Source organism: Clostridium sp. D46t1_190503_E9 (assembly GCF_015555225.1).
Classification (GTDB): domain Bacteria; phylum Bacillota; class Clostridia; order Clostridiales; family Clostridiaceae; genus Clostridium.
Genome location: NZ_JADNKB010000017.1, coordinates 27217 through 39592 on the forward strand (window position 1 = coordinate 27217; position 12376 = coordinate 39592).

Here is a 12376-nt window from a genome sequence, read left to right on the forward strand (position 1 = left end):
AGTTTAAAAGGAGAATAAAATATGCTTGAATATAAATTTGATACTCAGTTATTAATTGAAGGGCATGATCTTTCTGAAGATGAAATAAATGAATATATAACTAAAAATATTGAAGGTGACTGTTTACTTGCAGTTGGTGATGAAGACTTAATAAAGATTCATTTTCATACTAATACTCCATGGAAAGTACTTGAATATGCTGCTTCATTAGGGGATATATATGATGTTGTTATTGAAAATATGGAACGTCAAGAAAATGGATTACAAGGTTAGATGATAAAAAAACAATAAATTATATAATTAAAAAAATAAAGTTTTATATAATTGATTTTAATGAACTAAGAAGTAAATTTAAATATTATTTTATGAAATGCCGTATTATTCAAAAGTGAATATGCGGTATTTTTTATTGAAATATAAATTTTCAAATTATATAAGAATCTATCAAATATAAGAGGATATATAAGAAATCTATTAAATATAAGAAAAATAATTTTAAATTAGTTATAGATAATTATTAAAATAGTTTATCGAAAATTTAATAGTTATTATAAAGAAATATATGTAATTATATGGTTAATTAGTTTATAATTGTATTAATGCATTGGTAAAAGGGGAATGTTAAATGAAAAAAATAACAAGCAATAGACTGATATTAAGACAATGGCAGGAAAGTGATAGTAAGGATTTATATGAATACGCAAAAAGTAATTTAGTAGGTCCAAATGCGGGGTGGTCACCTCATAAAGATGAAAATGAAAGTAAAGAAAAAATAAAAATGTTCATACGTAATAATGATACTTATGCTATAGTCTTAAAATCTGAAGATAAAGTTATTGGTAGCATTGGATTGCATAGGAGAAAGCCTGATATTAATTTGAATAATTTATCACAAAGAGAAATAGGATACGTTTTGAATCCTAAATATTGGGGGAATGGCTATGTACCTGAAGCTGTAAATTGTTTGCTTAATTATGGATTTAACGAATTAAATTTAGATTTAATTTGGTGTGGTCATTTTGATTTTAATAACAACTCTAAAAGAGTAAATGAAAAGTGTGGATTTAAATATAGGTTCACTAGAAGAGAAAAATTAAAATTTTTAAATAATAAAGAGGTTAATATACTTTATTACAGTATTTTTAAATCAGAATATTTTGCTTAACCTTTTATCATATCTTTGAAACATTAAAAATAAGTAAATAAAATTAAATTGTACTTTCTTCTTTTAAATCTATAGCTATAATTTATTATAAAAAATTAAAGATTAAATGGAAAGTTGGATATTTATAATATGAATAGTATTGAAGATTTAATTTTTAAACTAGAAAATCAATTGCTGAAACATCATCAATTCGTAGCTCAGTATGGAGATATATTGATGGAATTTGGAAGATGATTTTTCATCAGGGTACTTTTGTAGTTACTAAATAATTATTTAAAGTAACTATAATAATGGTAGATTTGTAGGAGTAACTAATGGGGCTATGGGACTTGTTTGATGAGCAAAGAAAACCATTAAATAAAATTCATATTGTAAAAAGATTTGAGTATATAAGAGAGGGTTTTATAAAATTTTTAAGTGGTGATTATATATGAATATAATAATAAAGCAGGTTACTGATAATGAAGCAAGAAAAATTTCTAAATGGATTTATAAAGAACCTTACTCAATTTATAGTTTGGATGGAAATAATAACTGTATAAGGGAACTTCTTAATGGGGATTATTATTCAGCAGTAGATATGAAAAATAGTATAGTTGGATACTATTGCTTTGGTAGATCTGCTCAAGTTCCAATTGGCCATAAATACGGTGTTTACAATAATAAAAGTATAATGGATATAGGGTTAGGAATAAATCCAGAATTTTGTGGACAAGGACTTGGAAAAGAATTTTTAAAAATAGGATTAGATTTTGCTAGAGAGGAATTTAATGTGAAAGAATTTCGTTTAACAGTAGCAAGTTTCAATAAACGTGCAATAAAAGTATATGAAAGAGTAGGATTTAGAAAAGTCTATTCTTTTATGAGAATTTCTCATATTAATGCAATTGAATTTGATGTTATGATCTTAAATGAGTAATAAATTTAGTGGTTAAGTTTTAATTATTATTTATAGTATAACTAATATAGTAAAACTGAGAGGTTGAGGTAATGAGAGATAAAGATATAAATGGGATTTTAGAAAAAATAAATGAGATTAATGACTATTCAGGAGTTGTATCAATTAAAGAAAATAAAAATATACTTTTAAAAAAATCATTTGGTTTTGCTGATATAAGTAATAATATTGAAAATACAATTGATACACGCTTTGGAATAGCATCTGGAGCTAAACTATTTACAGCAATAGGTATATGTAAATTAATTGATAGTAAAGTAATAACTTTTGATACATTATTAAAAGATTGCTTAGATTTAGAACTACAATATTTCGATAAAGGAGTAACTATACATCACTTACTAACACACACTTCAGGAATCCCAGATTATTTTGATGAAAATACAATAAGTAATTTTGATGAGCTGTGGAAAAAAACTCCTATGTATCTTCTTAGAGAACCTAAAGATTTTATTCCAATGTTTAAAAATTCAGCTATGATGTTTAATCCGGGAGAAAAGTTTCATTATAACAATGCAGCCTTTATAGTATTGGCTCTAGTAATAGAAAATTTAACTAAAAATAGATTTATAGAATTCATTAAAGAGAATGTTTTAGATGCACTTAATATGGTTGATTCAGGTTATTATTCTCTTGATATTTTACCTAAAAACTGTGCATATGGATATATTAAGAATAAGGATGGAAAATATAAAACTAATATATATTCAATACCAGTTATAGGTGGAGGAGATGGAGGAATATTTGTAACGGCAGAGGATATAAGCAAATTATGGGACGGATTATTATCATTCAATGTTTTAAGTGAAGAAACAACAAAGAAATTATTAACACCACATGTACATGTCCATAATGATGTTTATTATGGGTATGGAGTATGGATTATAAAAAGGGAAGATAAGATACTAAAATATTATATTACTGGTAGTGATCCAGGTGTAGCTTTTATGTCGTCATTTTACCCAGATACTAAAATAGAAGTTACATCTTTATCAAACAAAGAATTTGGACCTTATGATATATCAATGTTTGTTGAATCAATTATTGATAATGCAGAGAAGTGATTATATTGAGTTAAATAAATAATTATATTTAAAAGGAATATGAAATTATGAGTATTAAAAGAGTAGGTATAGGTACTATATCATTAATATTGAGCATATCTGGAATAGCCTTTTCATTCACTTATTTAGGAAGTAATTCTATAGGTGAAGAAATACTTCATGCAATTGGAGTATCATTTCCAACAATGATAGTTTCAATAATATTATTTTTAATATCTATAGTTATAGGGCGTAAATTTAAAAATAATTTTGGATCTAATCTTGGAGTTGGATTAGCTATATGTTTTACAGTATTAATAGTTACATTATCTATAAATAGTGCATTTTTTAGTATATTTTAAAATCAATATAAATTTCTATTCTAAAACGCTATTATTTTAAATTACATGATATAAAATAATAGATTTTTAGTTAGTTAAAAATTTGAGATTATTGCGAACTAAATTGATCTTTGAAAGTTGAATAGTTGGGCATTAAAACATATAAGAATTATTGTTTATTTGATATATAATTGAATTATATGAGTTAGTTGAATATTAAACTACTCGATAAATTAGAATTTGGAGGGTAACCATGAAAAAATGGTATGATGAGGAATATGAATTTGAGATTGAGGTAACAGGATTTCTTCGTAGCGACCACACAGAGCGGTATTGCCGAAATGGTGAGGAAGTCGGAGATAAGTATACCTGTACTTATGGCTGTCCTGTAAATACAGAGGGGCAGGGGATTTGCTCCAAAGTAATGATTATTATGTTTCCAATTATGGAGGCTGTCAGAAGTGGTGGAGATTTAGAGAACATCGGTGGCAATGGAAAATATACCAAGGATATTGTGTGTCCAGATGGTTGCGTTATGTTCAGATTGACAGCAAAGAAACTTGGAAATGAGAATTTTTACAAGGGGAAGTTTTTCGATTGATTTTAGTTTTTATTGTGTTTAGTTTGAAAATAGGCTGAAATATATAAATTTCAGTTTATCTATTAAATTAAATAACTAATTTATAAATATTACTAATATAAAATTAAATATTAAATTAATGAAAATGCCGTATAATTCAAAATGGATATGCGGTATTTTTTAGTGCGTAATTTAGAAATAATGCCAAATATGCTTATAAAAGCTATGATATAAAATGTAAGGTTAAATAACGAAAATAGTACAAAAGCATAAAAATAAATTAATATAAGGCTTATAAAAAATAAATAGTTTTTCTTAGTGTTAAGATATTTTATTATGGGTATGTTGAAAATAATATTATTTTGTGTTATAATTGTGCAAAAATAGTGAGATAAATATAAAATTTGCCGCCGGGTAAATAAATTAACGTTATGCATCATATCATTAGGCCATAGAAGATATGAAGTTATAACGTTTTTTATTTTATATTAAACAATCTAAAGAATTACAAATGAAAGGAATGCAGTTTATGGGAAAATTTTTAGTTAAAGAATGTAGTTTAAAAGAGGTAGAAAAAATTAAAAACATAAGTGGAAAAACATTCTATGAAACATTTGCTAATGAGAATACAAAAGAAGATATGGAAAATTATTTAAAAGAAAATTTTTCATACGAAAAAGTAGAGAGTGAAGTAAAAAATAATTACTCAAAATTTTATATTGTAGAAGATGATAAAGGTGTAGTTGCATATATGAAAGTTAATTTTGATAATGCACAAACAGAAAAAGGTCATGATAATACATTAGAAGTTCAAAGGATTTATGTTCTACAAGGATATAAGGGTAAGAGCATAGGTAAAATGTTAATGCAAAAAGCTATAGAAATTGGAAAAGAGAATAACTTAAGTTATATTTGGTTAGGTGTATGGGAAAACAACATAAGTGCTATAAAATTTTATGAAAAACAGGGATTTGTAAAATTTGATACACATGTTTTCAAACTTGGTGATGATGAACAAACAGATAATTTAATGAAGTTAGTATTATAAATATTATTAATTAAATTAGATATATTATTTAATGATTATAAAGGAGCTATTGCATAATTAAAAATGTAAAATTTAGAATGTAGAATTAAGGTGAAAACTACTGAAAGTAGTTTTTAAATAATATAATTTTAAGTGTTTCAGTATGAAATACCACCTTAATTTTAAATTATACATTCTACATTTTACATTGTATGATTTTCTGCAATAGATCCTTACATTCTAATGCTTACCTCACCAGAAGATAATAACCTAATAGATCCATCTTCCATTTTAACTTTAAGTCTACATTCATCATCAATTTCAAGAACTGTAGCTTTTTCTGAAGATTTACTAGATAGTATACTTACTTCTTTATTAATTAATATAGATCTTCTTTTATAAGGTTCTAGGAAGGATTTATCTTCTATATGTTTGTAGTAGATCCAAAAGCCTTCTAAAACTTCAGCTATAAGTTTACTTCTAATGTCAATAGATGCAGAAGAGTTATCTTCAAAAATTCCAGTTGCAATATCTTTAATTTCTTCAGTGAAGCCTTCTTTTGGTATTATTACATTAATACCAATACCTAAAACCGCATAATCAATTATACCGCTTTCAAAATCAAAAGATGCTTCTGTTAATATTCCACATACCTTTTTATTATCACAATATATATCATTAACCCATTTTATTTTAGCTTCCTTATCAGAAATAGCTTCTATAGCTTCAGCAACAGCAACAGCAGTAGCAGCAGTAATAAGAAATGCCTTTGAAGCATGCATTTGTGGTCGTAAAAGAATGCTCATATAAATTCCTGTACCTTTAGGAGAGTGAAACTTCCTACCAAATCTTCCTCGTCCTTCAGTTTGTTCTTCTGAAATAATTACAGTACCTTCTTTCTCACCATTAATTGCAAGTTCCTTTATTGTACTATTAGTTGAACTAATTGTCTTATAAACATTAATATTAAAATTATTATCTTTTTTATTCAAGTATTTAGAAATGCTTTGTGACGATAAAATGTCTGTATCAGTAGAAAGGCAATAGCCTTTATTAGTTACAGCATAAATATTATAACCTTCATTTTGTAATGATTTAATTGCTTTCCAAATGGCATTTCTACTTACTGAAAGTTCTTTGGCAAGATCAGCACCAGATATATAATTTCCTTTATTATTTTCAAGTACGCTTAAAGTTTTATCTTTTACACTCATGTTTTCACCTATTTTATTTTCAGTATTGTTATCTTATAAATATATTATAACACAATTATTGTCACCTTAAAATATTAAAATGGTTGACTGTTGTAAAAATAAAAAGTATTATATAAAATATGTTAGATTATTTTATAAAAGATTTTGCAAAATCATTAACTAAAATAAGTAGCAAAAGAAATAAAAAGTTAAACAATATATTATATCGGATGTGATTTCATAGAATCAATAAAGACTGGGGGATTAATATGAAAATAAAAGAATTAACCAAAATGTCAATTTGCATAGCAATAATTTGTATATCATCATATATTTCTTTTCCACTGCCATTTACACCTACAATGATAACTGCACAAACAATTGCAATTAATTTAGTAGCATTAATACTTACGCCTAAGCAATCATTTATAGTTGCTCTATTATATATATTTTTAGGCGCTTTTGGACTACCTGTTTTTTCAGGAGGAACAAGTGGATTTGGAAGATTATTTGGACCAACAGGTGGATTTATATTAGGATTTTTAGTTATAGCTCCATTGATGAGCTATTTAAAGGGTAAAAGCAATAGCTTTAAAAGATATGTTTTTGTAACAATATTTATTGGAATGATTGTGTTGTATGGTTTTGGATCAATATATATGAGTTTAATACAAAAAATAAGTATTATGTCTGCATTATCCTTAGCAGTATTTCCATTTATAATTGGAGATATTTTTAAATGTATTTTAAGTTCATACTTGGCTATAAAATTAAACAGAATGTTAAAGTTTTAAAGTTGAAATTATTGTGAAATATTAAAACTTATTATTTTAGAATTAAATAACATGGTATCAAAAAAACTAGATGTACAATTCATAAATTAATGTACATACGAATAACCTATTTAAGAAAGAAAATTTTTATGGAGGTATATATGTGGGGTACTATGTTAGAGTAGAACCTAATGTAACAATTTATGTAGAGGATATTAATCCATGCGGAAATAAGACAATATTATTTTTACATGGTTGGCCTGCAAGTCATAAACTATTTGAGTATCAATTTGATAATTTACCTAAAATGGGATATAGATGTATCGGAATAGATACTAGAGGATTTGGTGATTCAAGTAAGCCTTATGAAGGATATGACTACAATAGATTATCAGATGATGTTAGATGTGTGGTTGAATCATTAAAATTAAAAGATTTTACATTGGCAGGACATTCAACCGGGGGAGCCATAGCAATTAGATATATGAGTCGTCATAAAGGACGTGGAGTATCCAAGCTTGCACTTTTTGCAGCAGCAGCACCGAGTCTTATCAAGCGTCCCAATTTTCCATATGGAGCAGAAAAAGAAGATATAATCAAAATTATTCAAGGAACAAATACTGATCGTCCTAAAATGCTGAGAGACTTTGGAGATATATTTTTCTTTCAAAATATATCACAACCATTATCTGATTGGTTCTTTCAATTAGGATTACAGGCAGCAGGGTGGGCAACTGCAGCTATTGCAAATACATGGATAGATGAAGTGCTATTTTCAGATTTAGGAACAATAAGTGTTCCAACTTTAATAATACATGGTATTCATGATAAAGTTGTTCCCTTTGAACTGGGTGAAGTACAAAATCAAAGTATTAAAAATTCAAAGCTAATACCATTTAAGTATAGTGGTCATGCGTCATTTTATGATCAACGAGATAAGTTTAATGAAGAATTAATAAAGTTTATAGAAGAATAAATTTTTCAACATAGAATTTATTATTAAAATATAATGAATGAGAATGATTGTTAAGATACCGTATTGTTCAAAAATACGGTATTTTTTTATGATAAAATCAAGATATGCTACCTAAAAAATCTAAATCAATATGTTTATTGTGCTATATAGAAGATTTCATAAATAAAGTTTATTTAAATTACTAGTAAAGCACAAAGGAATTGTGATATCATTTACATATAAACCAAATAATGGCTAATAATCTTTTTTATATTTATAAATTAAATAAAGTTGATTATAGGTTAAGCAAAACTTAAGAAAGTGTTTATAGGTACTTTAATTGCAATAAGTGCATGTTTTTTGATTATTATATTACATTATAATTTATATACTGCATTAAGGTCTAAGCTATTAAGGATTGGACATATAAAATCTGCATTCACAGCAAAAATCAATGTAGTAGTTTATTAAATAAGACAAGGGGATATCTTTGGAATTGATGCGGTTCTCATTTATTAATAAGAGTGGTGATAATAAAAGTAAAATAATACGAATTGAAAAAATTGAGAGCGTGAATTTATTGGATAATTAAAGTTTATTTATTATTAAATGGAGGTATAAAAATGTCAAAAGAAAAATTACTACCAATTTCAATTTTTAGCTTAGCGATTTCACTTATTATTAGTACTTCAATAATAGCTAATAGCATAGAAAATAATGGGAGGTTTGTTGGAGAGGGGATAAGCCAAGGATTATTTAATTATAGTAATGTAATTAATGAAGAAAATATAAATAATAATTTAGATAAAAAAGAGGTTTTAAGATTATCTGATGCAGCTACTTATTTAGGTATTACTGAAGAAAGATTAATGCAAGCAATAAATAAAGAGGAAGCCAATATACCCTATGTAAAGATAGGAGATGATTTTATATTTAGTAAAAATGCATTAGATAAGTGGGTTGAAACATCAAAATTTAAGATGTAATACTAATTATATTATTGAAATTACGTAACTAAAAAAGTGCTTCCTGAATAATGAATTAGTCTAATTTCAGTTTGCAAAGAGTAATATTAGAAAGTAGTTATAAATTAGTAATCTTATATTATAAAGGAGATAAATATGAAAAAGCTTATATTTATTATTATAGCAATAATATTTGGTGCTATTACAATTGGATGTGAAAGCAAATCTATAGGTGAATTATCATTCCAAGGATCTAGTCAAAGTTGGGAAGCAACTATAAATTATGATAATAATAAATGCAAAGTTAATATAAAATATACTGGAATAGAAAAGCCTCCTATGGATGTAGAATTTACTATTGAAGATTTATCAGGCAATACTAGCGGTGGATATATGGAATATGGGGAAGTATTAAATAAAGTAGGTGGGTTTTCTTTAGAAAAGGAGCATGATTATAAACTATCAAAGTACAAAAATAAAGACAAGTTAGCAATAGTTATGAAATGGAATAATAATGAAGAAACTATCGAATTAAATCAAGAATGGGATAATTAAATCTTCTAAGGCTTTCATAAAATTTAATATTAAGAAAAATGATTATTTAAAATATAAATTTAAAAAGAGGACTAAGATGTGAGTTTAAAAATAAGAAGATTTGATAATAATGATTCAGATATTGTATCAAAGATAATTTGTAGAAATTTTTTAGAAGTAAATATAAAGGATTATCCCAAAGAAGAAATGGAATCTTTAGTTAAGCTTTATAATAGTGAAAAGATATTAAATATAGCAAGTTATGCTCATATGTATGTTGCATGTATAGATGATAATGTTGTTGGATGTGGAGCTATATCAAGTTTTTGGGGAAGTGAGGATGAAAGTATATTATTGGCTATATTTGTTGTACCTGAATTACAAGGGAAAGGCATAGGCAAATTAATAATTGAAACATTAGAAAAAGATGAATATTTTTTAAGAGCAATAAGAGTAGAAATACCAGCATCGATTACTGCATGTGAGTTTTACAAAAAGATGGGGTATGACTATAAAAATGGAGTAAATGAACTAGATGGGGAAGGGTATTATAGGTTGGAAAAGTTTAGATAAAATATAGATTTTTTAGAGATAAAGTGGAGGGATTTAAAAATGAAAAAAATAGTATTATGTATTATTTCACTAGTCTTTTGTATGGGATTACTTGTTTCTTGCTCAAATAAAACAGCAGCTGAAACAATATCTAAAAATGAGGAATTGATAAAGCTTTATTTTTCAGATGAAAATGCAGAATATCTTGTTGAAGAAAAAAGAAGCATTGAAGATGTTACTCCACAAAAAGCAATACAAGCTTTGATAGAAGGTCCTAAAGGTAAAGAACTGAAAAGTTTATTACCAAAAGAATTAGAAGTGGTAGATATAGTAGTTAAAGACGGCGTTGCTTATGTTAATATACATGAAAGTGTTCCTTTTTCTAAACATGGAAATTATGGATCAAGCACAGTAACAAGGCATATTATCTATTCAATAACGGCTACATTAGTTTTAAATGAAACATTTGGTATTAAAAAGGTCAAACTTGAAGGTGATATAGGAGATATATTATATGGTATTGATACAAGGAATATAATAGAGTTAAATATGGATTTGATTAAAGAAAACAAGTAAATAGCTATAAATTATATTTGATTTTTTGCAAGGTAAACATCTGTTTTAAAAATATTTGCATGGAAGGTAAAAAGCATGAATTATGAAGAAGTTTTAAAGTGTATTTCTAAAGAGTATAAAAATATATTAAGAGATAATTTAGTTGGTATTTATGTACACGGATCAATTGTATTAAATTGCTTTAACTTTGATAAAAGTGATATTGACTATATAGTTGTAGTTAATAAGCCATTGACAGAAGATATAAAGCTGAAAATTATGGATATTACTATAGATTTAAATAAACAAGCTCCACCAAAAGGATTGGAGATGAGTATAGTTTTAAAAGAGTATTGTACTAATTTTATATATCCAACTCCATTTGAGTTACATTTTTCTAACAGGCATGTTGATTGGTATAATAATGATTCAAAAGATTATTGTAAGAAAATGATTGGATTTGATAAAGATTTAGCTGCACATTTTACTATAATAAAAAAAGCAGGAATAGTTTTATATGGATTGCCTATAAATGATGTGTTTTTAGATGTTCCTAAAGAAGATTATTTAGATAGTATCAAAAACGACATATATGATGCTAAATCTGAAATTTATGATAATCCTATGTATATCATTTTAAACTTATGTAGAGTATTAGCTTATGTTAGAGATAACTTAATTCTTTCGAAAAAGCAAGGTGGAGAATGGGGAATTTCTAATTTAGATAGAGACTATCATAAAATTATAAATGATGCTTTATATAGTTATAAGACAAAGGAAATAATGAAAGTAGAAGAAGAGGAAGCTAACACATTTTGTGAGTATATGCTTAATGAGATAAATCATTATAGTGCTTAGTAGAATTAAATTAGGAATTAAAGGAGTAAAATTAATGAGATATGTTACACATATAAATGATGAATTTAAGAGGAAAATATTAGATTTTCTATATGAAGATGAATTGTTCAATATATTCCTAATTAATATTATAGAAAATCAAATTGAAGATATTGGAGAACTGTATATCGAAGAGTCAGATGATGAAATTAATAGTATACTTTATATAAAATTTGATGGTAATTCTTATTTTACAAGCTTTTGTACAAGAAGTGAAACTGGTTATAATGAAATTGCAAAGCAACTTGAAATATTAAACTATAAAAGAATTCTATTGGCTGGAAAGAGTAAAGATGTATCTAAAATATTAGCCTATGTTGGTAAAGATGTGATATCTGCTTTAAATATCTATTATAGATTCGATATAAGCACATATTTTAAACAGACTGTAATCCCAGATATTAAATTTAGACAAGCGACTTGTGAACAAGATGATATGAGTAAAATTAGTGAATTTATGATTGGCTTTTTTGAACCTACAAATGAGCAGGAGATTGCAGACATAACTGATAAAAGAAAGTTAATTGAAGATATAAAGGTAGGAGTATATTTTATCGAATATAAGGGACAACCAATAGGTATGTCTAGATATAGTGGAGAAAGTAAAAATTATATTGATATTACAACAGTCTATATTGACCCTAATTATAGAGGAAAAGGTTTTGGTAAAAAACTAATGGGATATATGATAGATAATACTATTACTGCTAATAAGACACCAGTAATACAAACTTCATCATTAAATATTATTGCAAGAAAGACTTACGAGTCTTTGGGATTTATTAAGCAAGATGATTACTTATTTGAATTTATATCGTAAACATAATAAATGAAAAAA

At 26.0% G+C, this 12376-nt stretch carries 16 protein-coding genes; 15 read left to right on the forward strand and 1 reads right to left on the reverse strand.

The window, feature by feature from the left end:
- The first annotated feature begins 21 nt into the window (after positions 1 to 21).
- The 7 genes from I2E83_RS16385 (at position 22) to I2E83_RS16415 (ending at position 5135) form a co-directional block, all read left to right on the forward strand.
- Positions 22 to 273: a kinase to dihydroxyacetone kinase gene (locus I2E83_RS16385; RefSeq protein WP_195431055.1), complete on the forward strand. Its 252-nt coding sequence runs from the start codon at positions 22 to 24 to the stop codon at positions 271 to 273.
- 352 nt (positions 274 to 625) lie between these two features.
- Positions 626 to 1165 (forward strand): GNAT family N-acetyltransferase, encoded by a 540-nt coding sequence (locus I2E83_RS16390; protein ID WP_195431058.1) that lies wholly within the window; start codon positions 626 to 628, stop codon positions 1163 to 1165.
- A gap of 430 nt (positions 1166 to 1595) precedes the next feature.
- Positions 1596 to 2084, forward strand: coding sequence for a GNAT family protein (locus I2E83_RS16395; protein WP_195431061.1), 489 nt, complete (start codon positions 1596 to 1598; stop codon positions 2082 to 2084).
- Positions 2085 to 2155: 71 nt separating this feature from the next.
- A complete protein-coding gene (locus I2E83_RS16400) occupies positions 2156 to 3187 on the forward strand; it encodes a serine hydrolase domain-containing protein (protein ID WP_195431064.1) in 1032 nt (343 codons plus the stop codon).
- Positions 3188 to 3234: 47 nt separating this feature from the next.
- A complete protein-coding gene (locus I2E83_RS16405) occupies positions 3235 to 3528 on the forward strand; it encodes a hypothetical protein (protein ID WP_195431066.1) in 294 nt (97 codons plus the stop codon).
- 232 nt (positions 3529 to 3760) lie between these two features.
- Positions 3761 to 4108, forward strand: a complete 348-nt coding sequence (locus I2E83_RS16410) for a TIGR04076 family protein (protein WP_195266915.1) — start codon at positions 3761 to 3763, stop codon at positions 4106 to 4108.
- 508 nt (positions 4109 to 4616) lie between these two features.
- Positions 4617 to 5135 carry a GNAT family N-acetyltransferase gene (locus I2E83_RS16415; RefSeq protein ID WP_195431069.1) on the forward strand — a complete coding sequence of 173 codons (519 nt, stop codon included), beginning with the start codon at positions 4617 to 4619 and terminating at the stop codon, positions 5133 to 5135.
- Between the two features lie 212 nt (positions 5136 to 5347).
- Here I2E83_RS16415 and I2E83_RS16420 read toward each other — a convergent pair whose 3' ends face one another.
- Positions 5348 to 6328 (reverse strand): biotin--[acetyl-CoA-carboxylase] ligase, encoded by a 981-nt coding sequence (locus I2E83_RS16420; protein WP_195431072.1) that lies wholly within the window; start codon positions 6326 to 6328, stop codon positions 5348 to 5350.
- Positions 6329 to 6576: 248 nt separating this feature from the next.
- On the opposite strand from I2E83_RS16420, the gene I2E83_RS16425 reads away from it, so the two are divergent.
- The 8 genes from I2E83_RS16425 (at position 6577) to I2E83_RS16460 (ending at position 12358) form a co-directional block, all read left to right on the forward strand.
- Entirely contained in the window at positions 6577 to 7101 is a 525-nt protein-coding gene (locus tag I2E83_RS16425; protein ID WP_195431076.1) for a biotin transporter BioY, read from the forward strand.
- A gap of 142 nt (positions 7102 to 7243) precedes the next feature.
- Entirely contained in the window at positions 7244 to 8056 is an 813-nt protein-coding gene (locus I2E83_RS16430; protein WP_195431079.1) for an alpha/beta hydrolase, read from the forward strand.
- A gap of 602 nt (positions 8057 to 8658) precedes the next feature.
- Positions 8659 to 9021 carry a helix-turn-helix domain-containing protein gene (locus I2E83_RS16435; protein ID WP_195431082.1) on the forward strand — a complete coding sequence of 121 codons (363 nt, stop codon included), beginning with the start codon at positions 8659 to 8661 and terminating at the stop codon, positions 9019 to 9021.
- A 135-nt stretch (positions 9022 to 9156) separates the two neighbouring features.
- Positions 9157 to 9555 carry a hypothetical protein gene (locus I2E83_RS16440; RefSeq protein WP_195431086.1) on the forward strand — a complete coding sequence of 133 codons (399 nt, stop codon included), beginning with the start codon at positions 9157 to 9159 and terminating at the stop codon, positions 9553 to 9555.
- Between the two features lie 78 nt (positions 9556 to 9633).
- Positions 9634 to 10107 carry a GNAT family N-acetyltransferase gene (locus I2E83_RS16445; protein ID WP_195431089.1) on the forward strand — a complete coding sequence of 158 codons (474 nt, stop codon included), beginning with the start codon at positions 9634 to 9636 and terminating at the stop codon, positions 10105 to 10107.
- A 39-nt stretch (positions 10108 to 10146) separates the two neighbouring features.
- A complete protein-coding gene (locus tag I2E83_RS16450) occupies positions 10147 to 10662 on the forward strand; it encodes a GerMN domain-containing protein (RefSeq protein ID WP_195431092.1) in 516 nt (171 codons plus the stop codon).
- A gap of 75 nt (positions 10663 to 10737) precedes the next feature.
- Positions 10738 to 11499, forward strand: coding sequence for an aminoglycoside adenylyltransferase domain-containing protein (locus I2E83_RS16455; RefSeq protein WP_195431095.1), 762 nt, complete (start codon positions 10738 to 10740; stop codon positions 11497 to 11499).
- A 34-nt stretch (positions 11500 to 11533) separates the two neighbouring features.
- Positions 11534 to 12358 carry a GNAT family N-acetyltransferase gene (locus I2E83_RS16460; protein ID WP_195431100.1) on the forward strand — a complete coding sequence of 275 codons (825 nt, stop codon included), beginning with the start codon at positions 11534 to 11536 and terminating at the stop codon, positions 12356 to 12358.
- The last annotated feature ends 18 nt before the right edge of the window (positions 12359 to 12376 follow it).

Coding starts and splice junctions, on each gene's coding strand:
- I2E83_RS16385 (WP_195431055.1), top strand. CDS start 22: ATGCTTGAATATAAATTTGATACTCAGTTATTAATTGAAGGGCATGAT.
- I2E83_RS16390 (WP_195431058.1), top strand. CDS start 626: ATGAAAAAAATAACAAGCAATAGACTGATATTAAGACAATGGCAGGAA.
- I2E83_RS16395 (WP_195431061.1), top strand. CDS start 1,596: ATGAATATAATAATAAAGCAGGTTACTGATAATGAAGCAAGAAAAATT.
- I2E83_RS16400 (WP_195431064.1), top strand. CDS start 2,156: ATGAGAGATAAAGATATAAATGGGATTTTAGAAAAAATAAATGAGATT.
- I2E83_RS16405 (WP_195431066.1), top strand. CDS start 3,235: ATGAGTATTAAAAGAGTAGGTATAGGTACTATATCATTAATATTGAGC.
- I2E83_RS16410 (WP_195266915.1), top strand. CDS start 3,761: ATGAAAAAATGGTATGATGAGGAATATGAATTTGAGATTGAGGTAACA.
- I2E83_RS16415 (WP_195431069.1), top strand. CDS start 4,617: ATGGGAAAATTTTTAGTTAAAGAATGTAGTTTAAAAGAGGTAGAAAAA.
- I2E83_RS16420 (WP_195431072.1), bottom strand. CDS start 6,328: ATGAGTGTAAAAGATAAAACTTTAAGCGTACTTGAAAATAATAAAGGA.
- I2E83_RS16425 (WP_195431076.1), top strand. CDS start 6,577: ATGAAAATAAAAGAATTAACCAAAATGTCAATTTGCATAGCAATAATT.
- I2E83_RS16435 (WP_195431082.1), top strand. CDS start 8,659: ATGTCAAAAGAAAAATTACTACCAATTTCAATTTTTAGCTTAGCGATT.
- I2E83_RS16440 (WP_195431086.1), top strand. CDS start 9,157: ATGAAAAAGCTTATATTTATTATTATAGCAATAATATTTGGTGCTATT.
- I2E83_RS16450 (WP_195431092.1), top strand. CDS start 10,147: ATGAAAAAAATAGTATTATGTATTATTTCACTAGTCTTTTGTATGGGA.
- I2E83_RS16455 (WP_195431095.1), top strand. CDS start 10,738: ATGAATTATGAAGAAGTTTTAAAGTGTATTTCTAAAGAGTATAAAAAT.
- I2E83_RS16460 (WP_195431100.1), top strand. CDS start 11,534: ATGAGATATGTTACACATATAAATGATGAATTTAAGAGGAAAATATTA.